Here is a 15,814-nt window from a genome sequence, read left to right as displayed (position 1 = left end):
CGGGGTGCGCCGGACGCGTTCCGACCAGCGTAGGCCGCGGGCTCGCCTCCGGACGGCGTTCCGGTGAACACTGGTTCCCATGCTGCTGCACGACGTGGTCGCGACCTCGACGCAGGTCGGGGAGACCCGGTCCCGGTTGGCCAAGCGGGACGCGATCGCGTCCCTGCTGCGCGGCGCCAGGCCGGCCGACGCCGGGCTGGCCGTCGCCTACCTCTCCGGGAGGCCGCGGCAGCGGCGCACCGGGGTGGGGTGGGCGACGCTGGCCACGCTCCCGACCCCGGTGGGCGAGCCGACGCTCACCCTGGCGCAGGTGGACGCCGCCCTGGACGACCTGACCGGCTACGCGGGCGCGGGGTCGGCCGGCCTGCGGTCGGCCCGGGTCGAGGCGCTGTTCGGCGCGGCAACCGCCCCGGAGCAGCGGTTCCTGAGCGCACTGATCTCCGGCGAACTGCTGCAGGGCGCCAAGGAGTCGACCGTGGTGGAGGGGTTGGCCGCCGCCCACGGCGTCCCGCTGGCCGCGCTGCGCCGGGCGGTGATGTTCGCCGGCGGCCCCGCCCCCGTCGCGGACGCCCTGGCCCGCCGGGATGCGGCCGCCCTGGCGGAGTTCACGCTGAGCGTCGGCACGCCGGTGCAGCCGATGCTGGCGTCCTCGGCGCCGAGCGTTCCCGAGGCGCTGGCCAAGCTGCCCGGGGAGGCCCTGCTGGACACCAAGCTGGACGGCATCCGGCTCCAGGCGCACAAGGACGGCGAAGCGGTGCGGCTGTTCACCCGCTCGCTGGACGACATCACCGAGCGCCTGCCGGAGGTGGCCGCGCTGGTCCGGGCGCTTCCGGTCGGACGCGTCGTCCTGGATGGCGAGGTGCTCGCCCTCGCCGCGGACGGACGAGCCCGCCCGTTCCAGGAGATCGCCGCCGCAACGGCTGCTGCCGCCACCCCTCACCGACGGCCGGCGATCAGCCGCCGAACGATGCGAACGCCTCGGGTGCCGGGCTGACGCCGTTCTTCTTCGACGCCCTCCTGATCGAGGACCGGGTGCTGCTGGACGAGCCGCTTTCGGTGCGGCTCGCCGCGCTGGAGCAGGTGGTCCCGGCCGCGTTCCGCACCACGGGCGTCCGGGTCGACCCCGCCGAGCCGGGCGGGGCCGAGCGGGCGGCGACCCGGTTCGCCGAAGTGGTCGCCGCCGGGCAGGAGGGCCTCGTCATCAAGGACCTGGCTGCCCCCTACCAGGCCGGACGCCGCGGCAGCGGCTGGATCAAGGTCAAGCCGCGCCACACCCTCGACCTGGTGGTGCTGGCCGTCGAACGCGGCAACGGCCGCCGCGCCGGGACGCTGTCGAACATCCACCTCGGCGCCCGCGACGGCGACGGCTTCGTGATGCTGGGCAAGACGTTCAAGGGCATGACCGACGCGATGCTCGCCTGGCAGACCGAGCGCTTCGCCGAGCTCGCCGACAGGCCCACCGACGGCTACGTGGTCAGGGTGCGTCCGGAACAGGTGGTCGAGATCGCCTTCGACGGCGTGCAGCGCTCCAGCCGGTACCCCGGGGGCGTGGCGCTCCGGTTCGCCCGCGTCCTGCGCTACCGCGACGACAAGACAGCCGACCAGGCCGACACGCTGGCCGACGTGCGCGCACTGGCATCCGGGCCGCTCGACGCCCGAGGATGATCGGGCTCAGGGCAGGGCGAGCGCCTTCAGGATGCGCTCGGCGGCGCCGCCGAGGTTGAGGTCCTCGGCGAGGCGCGCGAAGGCGTCCGGGTCGCGGGGGGCCTTCGGCAGCGTGAGGTCCAGGTCCGCCGGGACGGGCGCGTCCGTGGCGGCGGTGACGACCTGCTGGGCGGGGCCCAGGTAGTCGACCGAGGACGACAGCGCCCGCGCCACGGCGGGGGAGAGCTGGTCGACGTGGGCGACCATCCCGGCCAGGTCCCCGAAGCGATCGATGAGCCCGGCGGCGGTCTTCTCTCCGATGCCCTTCACGCCGGGCAGCCCGTCGGAGGGGTCGCCGCGCAGCACCGCGAAGTCGACGTAGCCGGAGCCGTCGATGCCGTACTTGGCCCGCAGCCACGCGTCGTCGACGCGCTCGTGCTTGGCCACGCCGCGCGCCACGTACAGCACCCGGGTGGGTCGGGTCGGCTCCACGAGCTGGAACAGGTCCCGGTCGCCGGTCACGACGTCCACCGGCGTGCTCGCGCCGCGGGCCAGGGTCGCGATCACGTCGTCGGCCTCGTGGTCGGCGGCGCCGACGATCGGCAGCCCGAGGGCGTCCAGCACCTCGCGGATCCAGGGCACCTGCGCGTTCAGTTCGGCCGGCACCTCCTCCACGTCGCCGAACGCGACGCGGTGGGCCTTGTAGCTGGGCAGCAGTTCGACGCGCCAGGTGGGCCGCCAGGCGTCGTCCCAGCAGCACGCGACCTGGGTGGGGCGGTACCCGGTGATGAAACGTGCCAGAAAGTCCAGCAGGCCCCGAACAGCGTTCACAGGTTCTCCCGATTGCGTCGTCAAAGACGCCGGGAGGCCGAAGAATGCCCTGAAATACAGGGAGGCTGAATCAAAAAGTAGTGTGCGCGGCCCGTTCATGATGCATCAGTGTGACACGATGGTGCGGTGGAACGCATCGACGAGCAGATCATCGGACTCCTGTCCCGCGACGGGCGGATGTCCTACACCGACCTGGGCAAGGCGACGGGTCTGTCCACCTCGGCGGCGCAGCAGCGGGTGCGGCGCCTGGAGCAGCGCGGCGTGATCACCGGCTACAAGGCCATCGTCGACCCCCAGGCGCTCGGCAAGCTGCTCACCGGCTTCGTGTCGGTGCGGCTGCGCGACGACATGAGCGAGGACGAGCTCCCCGAGCTGATCGCCGACCTGCCCGAGGTGGTCTCCTGCTACTCGATGGCCGGCCTGGCGAGCTACCTGCTGAAGGTGCAGGTCGAGTCACCGGCCGACCTCGAGCGCGTGCTGAAGGAGATCCGCCACCGGGTCAGCGTCGCCACCGAGACCCAGCTGGTGCTGAGCGTCCCCTACGCGGACCGACCGCTGGTCTGATCCGCGAGGCCCTGCAGCAGGGACGCCTCGGCGAGCGCCGCGGCCTCCAGGTCGATCAGGTCCAGCGACTCGTCGATGCCGTGCATCCGGGAGTCGGGGTCGGCCACGCCCGTGACCAGGATCTGCGCGTCGGGGTAGGCGCGCTGGAAGTCCGCCACCATCGGGATCGAGCCGCCCTGGCCCATGTCGACCGCGGGGTTCCGGAAGGCGTCCGAGTACACCGCGCGCGCCAGGTCGGCGACGGGGCCGGCCATCTCGACGACGGTGCCCGAGCCGGCCGAGCCCTCGCTGATGGTCACCTTCGCGCCGAAGGGCGCGTGCTCGGTGAGGTGCCGCGACAGCGCGGCCATGGCGGCCGCCGGGTCCTGGTTGGGCGCGATCCGCATGCTGACCTTGGCGCGGGCGTTGGGAGCCAGCGTGTTCGACGCGTCCGCCACCGGCGTCGCGTCGATGGCCAGGACGGTGAGGGAGGGCCGGCTCCAGACCCGGTCGGCCAGCGGGCCGGTGCCCACGAGCTCGACCCCGTCGAGCAGACCCGCCTCCGCGCGCATCCGGTCCTCGGGGTAGTCGAGGTCGAACGGCTCGGCGACGGCCAGGCCCGCCACCGCCACGTCGCCGTTCTCGTCGTGCAGGGTGGCGAGCAGCCGGACCAGCGTGGTGAGCGCGTCCGGGACCACGCCGCCGAACTGGCCCGAGTGCAGGGCGTGGTCGAGGGTGTCCACCCGGACCACGAGGTCGACCAGGCCGCGGAGCGCGGTGGTGAACGCCGGCGTCCCGACCTGCCAGTTGCCCGAGTCGCAGATGACGAACACGTCGGACGCCAGCTTGTCGCTGTGCCGCTCGAGGATCGTCGCGAGGGTGGGGGAGCCGATCTCCTCCTCGCCCTCGATGAAGAGCGTGACGCCGACCGGCGGCTTCCCGTCGAACGCGCGCAGCGCGGCCAGGTGCACCGCGATCCCCGCCTTGTCGTCGACGACGCCGCGCCCGTACAGCCGGTCGCCGCGGCGGGTGGCGACGAAGGGTTCGGTGGTCCACAGCGCCAGGTCGCCGGTGGGCTGGACGTCCAGGTGCGCGTACAGGCAGACCGTGGGCTGCCCCTCCGGCGCGGGGAAGCGGGCGATGATCGCCGGCTGGCCGCCCTCGCGGACCACCTCCAGGTCGTCGCAGCCCAGGTCGGTCAGCAGCGCGCTGACTGCGTCCACCGTCGCGTCGACGTCGGCGTGGCGGTCGGGCAGCGAGCTCACCGAGGGGATCGCCACCAGGGCGGTCAGGTCCTCGACGACGCCGGGCAGGAGGTCGGAGATGCGGGCGGAGAGATCAGCGGTCATGGCCCTCACTCTAGGACGCCGCGGGCCGCCGCGAGGGCACGGTGCGGGGCTCCACCAACGGGGGCGGAGCAGGGCGGGGCACCGGTCACCGGCGCGGCGCGGCGTACTCCTCGATCACCACGCCCGAGGCGAACCGGCGGACGTCGGTGAGGGCGAACGGCCGGGCGGGCTGGGGGAGGCCCCCGAAGAGCGGGACGCCGGAGCCCAGCACGACCGGGTTGCGCTTGAGGACGAGCCGGTCGATCTCCGGCAGCAGCGTCCCGGCGAGCCGGCCGCCTCCGCAGAGCCAGATCCCGAGTCCGTCCTCGCGCTTCAGGTCGCGCACGGTGGCCAGCGGGTCCGTGGTCAGGGTGATCGCCGGGTCGTGCTCGCGCGGATGGGTGGTCGCCACGTACTGGCGCAGGTGCGGGTAGGGGCTGGTGATCCCGATGTCCAGGGCGGGGGTCAGCGTGTTCCAGCCCATGAGGACCGTGTCGAACCGGGTTCCGGGCGGCTCGATGCCCAACGCGGTGTGCGCCTGGACCGGCAGCGCGTCGGCGTACTCGCCGAACACGACCTCGGCGTGGTCGCCCTCGACGAGGAAGGCGTCGAACCCTCCGTGGGCGTCGGCGATGTAGCCGTCGATGCTGACGGCGACGTAGTAGACGAGTTCGCGCATGGTGGCTCCTCTCGACCGATGTCGTGGTCAGACTACGGCCGCCCGATCGTCGTCCCCTCCGCTCCGCCGGGCAGCGGCTAGGCTTCCCGGCGTGATGGCCCGAACCGCGACCCAGCCGTGGCGGCTCGCATCGACCCGCTGGCCCGCCGTCACCCTGGTGGTCCTCGCCGCGGTCGGCGGCCTGCTCGCCTCGCTGGCCTTCGCCCCCATCGGCTGGGCCCCCTGCGCGGTCCTGGCGGTCGTGGTTCTCGGCTGGTGCGTCCGGCGCGCCCGCGGGCTGGGCGCCGCGCTGGCGTCCGGGTGGGCGTTCGGGGTGGCATTCATGGGCACCTCGCTGATCTGGCAGACCGAGATCCTGATCCTGTCGTACGCCGGGATGACGCTGGCCACGTCGCTGGTGTACGTGGGGGTCGCCCTGGCCGGCTTCCTCACCCGCGACCTGCGCGCCTGGCCGATCTTCGGGGCGGCGGCCTGGTCGTTGTGCGAGTTCGTGATCTCCGTGTGGCCGTTCGACGGGTTCGGCTGGATGCGGCTGGGCTACACCCAGCTCGACACCCCGCTGGCGGGTCTGTACCCGCTGGTCGGCGCCGCCGGCGTCACGTTCGTGGTCGCCGCCCTGGGGCAGGTGCTGCTGGCGCTGCTCGAGGCGCCCGGCTGGTCCACCGGGAGCACCGTCGCGTGGGTGCTGGTCGCGGTGCTCGCCGCCGGGGCGGGTGGGAGCCTGATCCGGCCCACCAGCGACGGCGAGGTCGCGGTCGGCTGGGTGCAGGGCGGCGCCCCCGGCGGGGGCGTCTACGGCCTGGGTCCGGCCCGGACGATCACCTACAACTCCCGCGACGAGACGGCGGCGCTGATGCGCCGGGTGGACGCGGGCGAACTGCCCCGGCCCCAGTTCATCGCGTGGCCGGAGAACTCCACCGACATGGACCCGCGCGCGGACGTGCCGACCCGGGCCGCGGTCGAGGAGGCGGTCGCCGTCGCGGGCGTGCCGATCCTGGTCGGGTCGATCTACGAGGACGTCGCCGCCGAGACCCGGCAGACGGTCGCGCTGTGGTGGACCGACGCCGGCGCCGACCTCACCTACGCCAAGCGCAACCTGGTCCCGTTCGGCGAGTGGATCCCGGGCCGCGACCTGCTGCTGCCCCTCATCCCCGAACTGCGCTACGTCGGCGCCCAGTCGGTGCCCGGCACCGAGCCCGGTTCGTTCCCGGCCCGGCTGCCGGACGGCCGCACCGTCGAGGTGGGCGTCGCCATCTGTTACGAGGTGATCTTCCCGGGCACGCTCTACCAGGCCGTGGACGCCGGCGCGCAGGTCATGATCGTGCAGAGCAGCAACGCCATGTACCAGGGCACCAACCAGATCGCGCAGCAGTTCACCGCGACCCGCGTCCGGGCGGCGGAGATGCGGCGCACGATCCAGGTGGTCACCACCTCGGGCGTGTCGGGGCTGATCGGGCCGCAGGGCCAGGTGCTGCGGCAGGCGCCGGACTCGGTCGCGGCGTCCGGGGTGGACGTTCTGCCCCTGGAGACCACCCCCGCGACGCCCGCCATGCGACTGCAGTCGTGGCTGGAGTACGGGCTGTCCCTGATCGCGGCGTCCGGGATGGTGTGGGGCCTGTCGAGGCGGGTCGCGGCGCGTCGGGGTGGAACAATGGAGGGTAAGTCTTCCCCGAGACGCGCTTAAGGAGCGAACATGGCACAGCCCTACGAAGGGCTCGGTCGGATCCTGGTGATCATCCCGACCTTCAACGAGATCGAGAACGTCGACATGATCACCTCGCGGCTGCGGGCTGCGGTGCCGCAGGCACACCTGCTCATCGCCGACGACAACTCCCCGGACGGCACGGGCAAGCGCGCCGACGAACTCGCCGCGGCCGACGACCACATCCACGTCGTGCACCGCCAGGGCAAGGAGGGCCTCGGCAAGGCCTACCTGGACGCCTTCCGCTGGGGCCTGGACCGCGATTACGACGTGCTGGTCGAGCACGACGCCGACGGCTCGCACCAGCCCGAGGAACTGCCCAAGCTGCTCAACGCGCTCGTGGACGCCGACATGGTCAAGGGCAGCCGCTGGGTGCGCGGCGGCAGCGTCGTGAACTGGCCCAAGAGCCGCGAACTGCTCTCGCGCGGCGGCTCGCTGTGGACCCGGCTGTGGCTCGGGATCGGCGTCAAGGACCCGACCGGCGGCCTGAACCTGTTCAAGGCGCCCGTGCTGCGCGCGATCATCGACGACATCTCCACCTACGGCTACGGCTTCCAGGTCGACCTGACCTGGAACGCCCTGCAGCGCGGCTACAAGGTCGTCGAGGTGCCGATCGAGTTCATGGAGCGCGAGCACGGCGTCTCCAAGATGAACTCCGACATCATCCTCGAGGCCGCCGTGCAGACCGCGCGCTGGGGCGTCAAGCACCGCGGCGCCCAGCTCGCCGAACTCGGTGGGACGCTGGGGGAGAAGGCCGCGAAGGCCGGCGAGAAGGCGGGCCGCTTCGTCGGCGCGTTCTCCCGTGCCACCCAGGACGCCGTCCGCGCCCGCCGCGCGGGCAAGGGGAGCGACTCCTGATGTCGCTGTCCCGGGTGACCCTGGTGGTGCTCGCGGTCCTCGCGGTCGCGGAGATCGCGCTGCTCGCCTGGATCGCCCAGGGCATCGGGGTCGGCTGGACCCTGCTGCTCCTGCTCGCCGGCGGGGTCGTCGGGGGCCTGATCTGGCGGCACGAGGGCAGCAAGGCGTGGGCGTCGCTGCGGGACGCGCAGGCGCACCCGGACGAGGCCTCGGCCCGGATGTCCGACGCCGCGCTGGTCCTCACCGGCGGCCTGCTGTTCCTGCTGCCCGGCATCCTCAGCGACGTCGTGGGGCTGATGTTCATCATCCCGGCGACCCGGCCGCTGGCGCGCCGCGGCGTCAAGGCCCTGTTCGCGGGGATCACGCGGCCCTACCGCGACCAGATGGACCTGCTGCTGGCCCAGATGGATCCCGGCTCGGTCGTGGAGGGGGAGACGGTGCGCGATCCCGAGCGTCCCGACCGGAACACGCCGAAGCCCGACGACCCGACGGTCATCAAGGGCGAGATCGAACCCTGACCGACGAGCCCCGGACACGGAAAAGGGCCACGCACCTGCGGTGCGTGGCCCTCGTCGTCTGTTCGGGTGCCGGGTCAGGGCTCCTGCCGGATCTCGCCCAGCCGCTCGGCGAGGATGTCCTCGAGTTCCTCGATGGAACGGCGCTCGCGGAGCATGTCCCAATGCGTGCGCACCGGCTTGACCTCCTTGGGCTCGGGCTCGACGCCGTCGGAGCGGCGCGCCATCTGCCCACAACGCGGGCATTCCCACTCGGTGGGGAGTTCGGCCTCCGCCGCGAACGTGATGGAGAAGTGGTGCTCCTTGGGACAATCGAACGCGATCTCCTGCCGGGCGGCCATCTCGACTCCGGACGGATCGGCGAGGCTCTTGGAGCCCAGACCGTGCCCCCTCAGTGCCTTGTCTGCCATGTGTCCTCCCTTCGTGGCCTCAACGCTACCGGTCGGCGCGTTGTTCCCGCCCCTGCCCGCGAGGGGTTGTGGACCACGGTCGTACCCGCCGGGGCCCTCAGAGGGTCTCGTCGGCGGCCGGGTCGCTGACGCGCAGCATCATGACCAGGCCGGCGATCAGCACTACGACGATGCCGAGGATGCCGAAGTACTGGGTGTTGTCGCTCCCGGTCGCCAGCGAGCCCAGGAAGATCGCCAGCCCGAACAGCGCCGGGGACAGGAACGAGATCGCGCGCCCGGTCGTGGCGTAGAGCCCGAAGATCTCGCCCGACCTGCCCTCGGGGATGAGGCGCGCCAGGAAGGACCGGGACGCCGACTGGGCGGGACCGACGAAGGCGCACATGGCCAGTCCGAGCGTCCAGAACACGATCTGGCCGCGGTCGTGGAGCGCGAACACGCCCACGCCGAACACGCACAGCGCGACCAGCGAGATCATGATGACGCGCTTGGGCCCGATCCGGTCGTCCAGATAGCCGAAGGCGATGGTCGAGACGCCCGCCACGACGTTGGCGACGGCGCCGAAGATGATCACCTGGCCGGCCGAGAACCCGAAGGTGGTGGCCGCGAGCACCGCACCGAACGCGAACACCCCCGCGAGGCCGTCGCGGAACAGCGCCGACGCGATCAGGAACCGGACGGTGTTGCGGCTGGTGCCCCAGAGCCGACGCAGCGACGCGAACAGCAGCCGGTAGGACGCCACGACGCCGACGCGGGGCGCGGCCTGCTTGGGCTTGTCGCGCAGCGCGACGAACGTCGGGATGGTGAACAGCGCGATCCACACCGCGCAGAAAAGCATCGAGACCCGGATGTCCATCCCGCCGGCGTCGGTGACCCCGAACAGCCCCACCTCGGGCTGGATGAAGCCGAAATACAGCGCCATCAGCGCCACGATGCCGCCGAGGTAGCCCATGCCCCAGCCGAAGCCGGAAACCCGGCCGACGTCGCGCTTGGTGGCCACGTCGTCGAGCAGCGAGTAGTAGTTGACGTTGGCGATCTCACCGACGATCGAGGCGGCGGCCAGGATGCCGAGTCCCAGCCACAGGTACGCGGGGGCGGGCGCCACGAAGAACAGGCAGGCGGCCAGGGCGGCGATCGCCCAGGTCTGCCACCGCAGGTTCCGCACGGTGTTGCCCGAGCGGTCCGAGGCCTGCCCCAGCACCGGGGCGATCAGCGCGACGATCAGGCCGCCCACGGCGTTGGACACCGACAGCGCGATCGAGGTCGTGTTCTCCGGGCCGAACGCCTTGCTCGTGATGTAGACCGAGAAGACGAAGGTGATGATGACGGTGTTCAGCGGCTGGGTGCCCCAGTCCCACATCGCCCAGGCCCACACCTTGCGCCGGGGGACCGGCAGGGACGCCTCCAGCGCCGTCGTCGCGTGCTCGCTCATCGGTCCCCTTCCCACAGGCCACGGTCGATCAGGACGTCCTTCAGGGTCAGGAGGTCGTCGGAGACGATACCGTCCACGCCGAGGTCGAGCAGCCGCTCCATCTCGGGGCGGTCGTTGATGGTCCACACGTGGACGCGGGCGCCGCGGGCGTGCGCCGCCGCCAGGAACCCGCGGGTCAGCAGCGGGACGCCGGTGCGCGGCTCGTGGGTGGGCATCTGGAACGCCTGCCCGGCCAGCGGCCACACCCGCCGCAGCCCCGGCACGGCGAAGCCGGCCACCTCCTTCGGGGACGCGCCCGTCGCGATCCGCCCGCCGGTGAGCGCCCGGAACCGGCGGACGCTGGCGGTGGTGAAGCTCGACACGCAGACGCGCTCGCCGTCGCGGCGGCCCAGCAGGTCGGCGAGGGGTTCGACGGCGCTCGGATGCTTGAGGTCGACGTTGAACCGGGCGCCGGGCAGGGCGTCGAGCAGGTCGACGAAGCGGGGGATCGGCTCGCTGCCGCCGATCCGGGCGCGGGCGACCTCCGACCAGGGCAGGTCGGCGATCGCGCCCGCGGCGTCCGTCACCCGGTCGAGGCGGTCGTCGTGGAAGGCCACCAGGACGCCGTCGGCGGTGGTGTGCACGTCGGTCTCGAGGTACCCGAAGCCCAGCGCGACGGCAGCGGCGAACCCGCGCAGGCTGTTCTCGACCTCGGGTGGGGCGTCGGGGGAGAACCCGCCGCGGTGCGCCAGGGCCGCGAACGGCGGGGCGAAGTACTCGTAGGCGTCGGCGCGCATGGGGCTCACCTTAGGGATCGGGCGTGAACGGGTGATGAAGACCCGGCCGAGAGGGAGCACAATGGGCGTCCGTGACGACGATTCTTTCGATCCAGTCCTCGGTGGCCTACGGCCACGTCGGAAACAGCGCGGCGACGTTCCCGCTGATGCGGCTCGGTTTCGAGGTGTGGCCGGTGCTGACGGTGCACTTCTCGAACAACACGTCCTACCCGGGCAAGCGCGGCCCGCTGCTGGCGCCCTCCGACGTCGCCGACGTCGTGCAGGGCATCGACGAGTTGGGGGTGCTGCCCGAGGTGGACGCCGTCCTGACCGGGTACCAGGGCGCGCCGGCGATGGGGGCGGAGATCCTCAAGATCGTCGGGCTGGTCAAGGAGCGCAACCCGCGCGCGGTGTGGTGCTGCGATCCCGTGATGGGCGACGTGGGGCGGGGCATGTACGTGCTGCCGGGCATCCCCGAGTTCATGCGCGACCATGTGGTGCCGGCCGCCGACATCCTCACGCCGAACCACTACGAACTCGACTTCCTCACGGGGCGGGAGACCGAGACGGTCGAGGACGTGCTCGCCGCGGCGGACGCGCTGCGCGCCCAGGGGCCCCGGGTCGTGCTGGTGACCTCGGTGGTCGCCAAGGGCGCCGCACCGGACACCGTGATGATGGTGGCCGTGGACCAGGACGGTGCCTGGGGCGTCACCACCCCGATGCTCGAGCGCTCGTTCACCGGTTCCGGCGACCTCACCGCGAGCATCTTCCTCGCATCGCTGCTGGGGGGCGCCTCGCTCGCCGACGCCGTGGGCCGCACCGCCGACGTCGTCTACTCGGTGCTGGAGAAGACCACCCGGCTCGACCGTCGCGAGCTCGCGCTCGTACCGGCGCAGGACGACCTGGTCTCCCCGACGCACAGCTTCGAGGTCGAACGGCTGCGCTGAGCGATCCGATCGCGGCCGCGTCGGGTTCCCGACGAGTGCGCTGAGCGGTCCCGAACGCGACGATGCCCCGGCGAAGGCCGGGGCATCGCTGCGTACGCGGGCGATCAGTCGTAGAAGACCTGGATGTCGGCGCCCAGCTTGTTGAGTCGGTTGGCCAGATCCTCGTAGCCGCGGTTGATGACGTAGACGTCCCGGAGCACGGTCACGCCCCGCGCCGCCATCGAGGCCAGCAGCAGGCAGACCGCCGGGCGCAGGGCCGGCGGGCACACGAGCTCCTGGCTGCGCCAGCTGGTCGGGCCCTCGACGACGAGGCGGTGCGGGTCGAGCAACTGGGTCGTCGCGCCGAGCTTGCCCAGCTCGAGCAGGTGGATGGCCCGGTTCTCGTACACCCAGTCGTGGATCAGGGTGCGCCCCTCCGCCTCCGCCGCGATCACCGCGAAGAAGGGGAGGTTGTCGATGTTGAGGCCCGGGAACGGCATCGGATGGATCTTGTCCTGGGCCGCGTGCAGGGCGCTGGGGTGCACGGTGATGTCCACCAGGCGCGTCCGGCCGTTGTGGGCCGGGTACTCCTCGCTGAGGTCGTAGCGCAGCCCCATGTCGCCGAGGATCGCGAGCTCGATCTCGAGGAACTCGATGGGCGCCCGGCGCACGGTCATCTCCGACTTGGTGACGACGGCCGCGGTGATGAGGCTCATGGCCTCGATCGGGTCCTCCGAGGGCGCGAACCGGACGTCGGTGGCGATCTCCTCGACGCCGGTCACCGTGAGGGTGGTGGAGCCGATGCCCTCCACCGTGACGCCGACGGCCTCCAGGAAGAAGCACAGGTCCTGCACCATGTAGTTGGGCGACGCGTTGCGGATGACGGTGGTGCCGGGGAACAGCGCCGCGGCCATCAGCACGTTCTCGGTGACGGTGTCGCCGCGCTCGGTGAGCGTGATGTGACGCACGCCGTCGTCGGTCTCGCGGACCGCCGCCTGGTACCAGCCCTCGGTCGCCTTGACGTCCAGGCCGAACAGCTGCAGGGCCTGCAGGTGGGGGGTGACGGTGCGGGTGCCGAGATTGCAGCCGCCCGCGTAGGGCAGCTGGAACTCGGGGAGCAGGTGCAGCAGCGGGCCCAGGAACATGATGATGCTGCGGGTGCGGCGCGCGGCGGCGACGTCCATGGCCGCCAGGTCGAGCATCTCGGGGCGGACGAGCTCCAGCTCGGACTTGTCCGGCGACCACGTGACCTTGACGCCGATCGAGGAGAGCACCTCCAGGATGCGGTTGACCTCCTCGATGCGCGCCACGCCCTCCAGGACGGTGCGTCCCTTGTTGAGCAGGGACGCGCACAGCAGCGCGACGGCGGCGTTCTTGGACGACCGGACGTCGATGCTGCCGCGCAGCGTCGTCGGCCCCTTGATCCGCAGATGCATGGTGCGGCCGACCGGGGCGAGCGAGGGATCCTGCAGGACCGAGGCGATGCGGGCGATCTGGTCGAGGTCGAGCGACGTGCCCCCGGTCTCGATCTCGCGGACGTCGGTCGGCTCGAGGTCGAGCGCGTCGGCGACCTGGGCGTGCGTCAGACCCCGCTGCATGCGGGCGTCCCGGATGAGCCTGCCGATGCCGGTGGAAGTTTTCGATGTCACGAGGGGCGATTCTAGTGCACGGGCCAACGCCGGTCGTCCGGCCCCGGGGTCAGGCCCTAAAGTGAAGGCCATGAGCTCTCACTTCGACGTCGTTGTTCTCGGCGCCGGCCCGGGCGGCTATGTGGCCGCCATCCGTGCCGCGCAGCTGGGCAAGAAGGTTGCCATCATCGAGAAGGAGTACTGGGGCGGTGTCTGCCTCAACGTGGGCTGCATCCCCACCAAGTCGCTCCTGCGGAACGCCGAGTTGGCGCACATCGTGACCAAGGAGGCCAAGCAGTTCGGCATCTCCGGCGACATCACCGTGGACTACGGCGTCGCGTTCTCGCGCTCGCGCAAGGTGTCCGAGCGCATGGTGGGCGGCATCCACTACCTGATGAAGAAGAACAAGATCAAGGAGTTCAACGGCTGGGGCACGTTCGTCGACGCGCACTCGATCTCGGTCGCCCTGGAGGACGGCTCCACCGAGACCCTCACGTTCGACAACTGCATCATCGCCGCGGGCGCCACGACCAAGCTGCTGCGCGGCACGTCGCTGAGCCCGAACGTCATCACCTACAAGGAGCAGATCCTGGCCGATGCCCTCCCGGGCTCGGTCGTGATCGGCGGGTCGGGCGCCATCGGCACCGAGTTCGCCTACGTCCTGAACAGCTACGGCGTCGACGTCACGATCGTGGAGTTCCTCGACCGGATGGTTCCCAACGAGGACCCGGAGGTGTCGGCGGAGCTGGCCAAGGCGTACAAGAAGCTCGGCATCAAGGTGCTCACCGGGACGGCCGTGCAGACCGTCGAGGACACCGGCTCCGGCGTCAAGGTGACCGTCGCCCCGGCGAAGGGCGGCGAGCCGCAGGTGCTGGAGGCCGACAAGTTCCTGCAGGCGATGGGCTTCGCCCCGCGCGTGGAGGGCTACGGCCTGGAGAACACCGGCGTCGCCGTCTCCGACCGCGGCGTCATCGAGATCGACGACTTCATGCGCACCAACGTGCCCGGCATCTACGCCATCGGCGACTGCACGGGCAAGCTGATGCTGGCCCACACCGCCGAGGCGCAGGGGGTCGTGGCCGCGGAGACGTTGGCGGGCGCCGAGACCATGGCGATCAACTACGACATGATCCCGCGGGCCACCTACTGTCAGCCGCAGATCGCCTCGTTCGGGTACACCGAGCAGCAGGCCAAGGACAAGGGCTTCGACGTCAAGGTCGGCAAGTTCCCGTTCTCCGCGAACGGCAAGGCCTGGGGCCTGGGGGACGCCGTGGGCTTCGTCAAGGTCGTCGCCGACGCCGAGCACAACGAGATCCTGGGCGCCCACATGATCGGCCCCGACGTCACCGAGCTCCTGCCCGAGCTGGTGCTGGCGCAGATGTGGGATCTGACCGCCGACGAGGTCGGCCGCTCGGTCCACGCGCACCCGACGCTGTCGGAGGCCATCAAGGAGGCTGTCGAGGGCGTCGCCGGCCACATGATCAACCTCTGATCGCACGCCACAGCGGCCGCGGCCCCGCACCCTTCGTCGGGTGCGGGGCCGCGTGGCGTCCGGGTCAGTCGTGGCCGGGGTGCAGGGACACCTGGGTGGCCTTGACGACGGCCCAGCAGGTCACGCCGGGCGCCAGGCCGAGGGCGGCGCTGGCCGCGGCCGTGACGTCGACGGCGAGCGTGTCGCCGCCGGGCAGCGTGACGCCGACCCGGACGACCGCGCCCCGGGGTTCGACGGCCGCCACGGTGACCGGCCATCGGTTGCGGGGGCTGCCCTCGGGCGGGGTGGCGTACAGCGCGACGGCGTCCGGGGGGATGGTCGCCAGTCCGGCTCCGTTCCCGGTCCAGCCCTCCTGCGGCATGCCGGCCACCTCGGTGCCGTCGGGCAGCGTGAGGCCGCCGGTGGACGCCCGGCCGCGCAGCACCGACAGGCCGGCCAACTGCGCGACGAACCCGGTGGCGGGGCGAGCCAGCACCTCCTGTGGCGTGCCCTGATCCACGACGCGGCCGGCGTCCAGCACCACCACGTGGTGGGCCAGCGTCCACACGTCGAGGGGGTGGTGGGTGACCAGTAGGCACGTCCGGCCGGCCAGCCGCTCGGCGAGCACCGCCCGTACCTGGCCGGCGGCGGCGACGTCCAGCGCCGACAGCGGCTCGTCCAGCAGCAGGACGCGCGGGTCGATCGCGAGCGCGCGGGCCAGCGCCACGCGCTGCGCCTGGCCCCCGAGAGCTGCGCGGGGCGGCGCGGCTCGAAGTCGGCGCAGCCGACGTCGGCCAGCTCGGCGCGGGCCCGGACGGCGGCAGCGGCGGTCGGCGTCCCGGAGGATCGCGGGCCGAACGCGACGTTGTCGAGGACGCTGAGGTGCGGGAACAGCAGCGGTTGCTGGCTCAGGATCGAGACGCGGCGGCGGTGGGCGGGCACGTCGCTGAGGTCGACCTCGCCGAGCCGCACCACGGTGCCGGGCGGCCGCAGACCGCCCGCGACGAGGTCGATCAGGGTGGACTTGCCGGCGCCGTTGGCCCCGATCACCGCCGTGGTGCGCCCGCCGGGCATCGTCACGTCGACGTCGAAGCC

The 15,814-nt window shown here is 72.1% G+C and carries 16 protein-coding genes and 1 pseudogene; 8 read left to right on the top strand and 9 right to left on the bottom strand.

What is annotated here, in order from left to right; all coding sequences use genetic code 11:
• Positions 1 to 79: 79 nt before the first annotated feature.
• Positions 80 to 994, top strand: a complete 915-nt coding sequence (locus tag G7070_RS16015; protein ID WP_250645990.1) for an ATP-dependent DNA ligase — start codon at positions 80 to 82, stop codon at positions 992 to 994.
• 38 nt (positions 995 to 1,032) lie between these two features.
• On the top strand, positions 1,033 to 1,665 hold the full coding sequence (locus G7070_RS19340) for an ATP dependent DNA ligase (protein ID WP_250645989.1): 633 nt from the start codon (positions 1,033 to 1,035) through the stop codon (positions 1,663 to 1,665).
• A gap of 6 nt (positions 1,666 to 1,671) precedes the next feature.
• Here G7070_RS19340 and G7070_RS16010 read toward each other — a convergent pair whose 3' ends face one another.
• Positions 1,672 to 2,574, bottom strand: coding sequence for a 5'-3' exonuclease (locus tag G7070_RS16010; RefSeq protein WP_166234566.1), 903 nt, complete (start codon positions 2,572 to 2,574; stop codon positions 1,672 to 1,674).
• A 27-nt stretch (positions 2,575 to 2,601) separates the two neighbouring features.
• On the opposite strand from G7070_RS16010, the gene G7070_RS16005 reads away from it, so the two are divergent.
• Positions 2,602 to 3,039, top strand: a complete 438-nt coding sequence (locus G7070_RS16005) for an Lrp/AsnC family transcriptional regulator (protein WP_166234565.1) — start codon at positions 2,602 to 2,604, stop codon at positions 3,037 to 3,039.
• Here the strand turns inward: G7070_RS16005 and G7070_RS16000 are convergent.
• Together G7070_RS16000 and G7070_RS15995 are read right to left on the bottom strand one after the other, a co-directional pair.
• Positions 3,015 to 4,367: a dipeptidase gene (locus G7070_RS16000; protein ID WP_166234564.1), complete on the bottom strand. Its 1,353-nt coding sequence runs from the start codon at positions 4,365 to 4,367 to the stop codon at positions 3,015 to 3,017. The two genes, G7070_RS16005 and G7070_RS16000, sit on opposite strands and share 25 nt — an antisense overlap.
• Positions 4,368 to 4,452: 85 nt before the next feature.
• Entirely contained in the window at positions 4,453 to 5,025 is a 573-nt protein-coding gene (locus G7070_RS15995) for a dihydrofolate reductase family protein (protein WP_166234563.1), read from the bottom strand.
• Between the two features lie 94 nt (positions 5,026 to 5,119).
• Here G7070_RS15995 and lnt point away from each other — a divergent pair, with 94 nt between their 5' ends.
• Genes lnt through G7070_RS15980 form a run of 3 tightly spaced genes read left to right on the top strand, consistent with a single transcriptional unit; the run spans position 5,120 to position 8,103 of the window.
• Entirely contained in the window at positions 5,120 to 6,709 is a 1,590-nt protein-coding gene (lnt, locus tag G7070_RS15990) for an apolipoprotein N-acyltransferase (protein ID WP_246228078.1), read from the top strand.
• Positions 6,710 to 6,718: 9 nt separating this feature from the next.
• The gene (locus tag G7070_RS15985) at positions 6,719 to 7,585 is read left to right on the top strand and encodes a polyprenol monophosphomannose synthase (protein ID WP_166234561.1); all 867 of its coding nucleotides are present in this window, start codon (positions 6,719 to 6,721) and stop codon (positions 7,583 to 7,585) included.
• Complete coding sequence (locus G7070_RS15980) at positions 7,585 to 8,103, top strand: FxsA family protein (protein ID WP_166234560.1); 519 nt, start codon at positions 7,585 to 7,587, stop codon at positions 8,101 to 8,103. Before G7070_RS15985 ends, G7070_RS15980 begins: the two co-directional genes overlap by 1 nt.
• A 74-nt stretch (positions 8,104 to 8,177) precedes the next feature.
• Here G7070_RS15980 and G7070_RS15975 read toward each other — a convergent pair whose 3' ends face one another.
• The 3 genes from G7070_RS15975 to G7070_RS15965 all read right to left on the bottom strand — a co-directional run bounded on the left by G7070_RS15975 (position 8,178) and on the right by G7070_RS15965 (position 10,715).
• Positions 8,178 to 8,510: an RNA polymerase-binding protein RbpA gene (locus G7070_RS15975; protein ID WP_166234559.1), complete on the bottom strand. Its 333-nt coding sequence runs from the start codon at positions 8,508 to 8,510 to the stop codon at positions 8,178 to 8,180.
• A 97-nt stretch (positions 8,511 to 8,607) separates the two neighbouring features.
• Complete coding sequence (locus G7070_RS15970; RefSeq protein ID WP_246227168.1) at positions 8,608 to 9,939, bottom strand: MFS transporter; 1,332 nt, start codon at positions 9,937 to 9,939, stop codon at positions 8,608 to 8,610.
• Positions 9,936 to 10,715, bottom strand: coding sequence for a glycerophosphodiester phosphodiesterase family protein (locus tag G7070_RS15965; protein WP_246227167.1), 780 nt, complete (start codon positions 10,713 to 10,715; stop codon positions 9,936 to 9,938). The genes G7070_RS15970 and G7070_RS15965 overlap by 4 nt, the downstream gene beginning before the upstream one ends.
• A gap of 71 nt (positions 10,716 to 10,786) precedes the next feature.
• Between G7070_RS15965 and pdxY the strand changes: the two genes are divergently transcribed.
• The gene (pdxY, locus tag G7070_RS15960; RefSeq protein ID WP_166234557.1) at positions 10,787 to 11,641 is read left to right on the top strand and encodes a pyridoxal kinase PdxY; all 855 of its coding nucleotides are present in this window, start codon (positions 10,787 to 10,789) and stop codon (positions 11,639 to 11,641) included.
• Between the two features lie 104 nt (positions 11,642 to 11,745).
• On the opposite strand, the gene G7070_RS15955 is transcribed toward pdxY, so the two are convergent.
• On the bottom strand, positions 11,746 to 13,269 hold the full coding sequence (locus tag G7070_RS15955; RefSeq protein WP_431977905.1) for a UDP-N-acetylglucosamine 1-carboxyvinyltransferase: 1,524 nt from the start codon (positions 13,267 to 13,269) through the stop codon (positions 11,746 to 11,748).
• Between the two features lie 70 nt (positions 13,270 to 13,339).
• Here G7070_RS15955 and lpdA point away from each other — a divergent pair, with 70 nt between their 5' ends.
• Positions 13,340 to 14,740, top strand: a complete 1,401-nt coding sequence (lpdA, locus tag G7070_RS15950) for a dihydrolipoyl dehydrogenase (protein ID WP_166234555.1) — start codon at positions 13,340 to 13,342, stop codon at positions 14,738 to 14,740.
• Between the two features lie 64 nt (positions 14,741 to 14,804).
• Here the strand turns inward: lpdA and G7070_RS18105 are convergent, their stop codons facing one another.
• Together G7070_RS18105 and G7070_RS20060 are read right to left on the bottom strand one after the other, a co-directional pair.
• Positions 14,805 to 15,446: a TOBE domain-containing protein gene (locus G7070_RS18105; RefSeq protein WP_206079836.1), complete on the bottom strand. Its 642-nt coding sequence runs from the start codon at positions 15,444 to 15,446 to the stop codon at positions 14,805 to 14,807.
• Positions 15,447 to 15,793: pseudogene (locus G7070_RS20060) on the bottom strand (ATP-binding cassette domain-containing protein); the annotation flags it as partial. It abuts the gene before it with no gap.
• Positions 15,794 to 15,814: the final 21 nt, after the last annotated feature.

The sequence above is a fragment of the Propioniciclava coleopterorum genome (genome assembly GCF_011393335.1).
Classification (GTDB): domain Bacteria; phylum Actinomycetota; class Actinomycetes; order Propionibacteriales; family Propionibacteriaceae; genus Propioniciclava; species Propioniciclava coleopterorum.
Note: the sequence above shows the minus strand (reverse complement) of the source record. Positions and strands in the feature narration are given on the sequence as shown.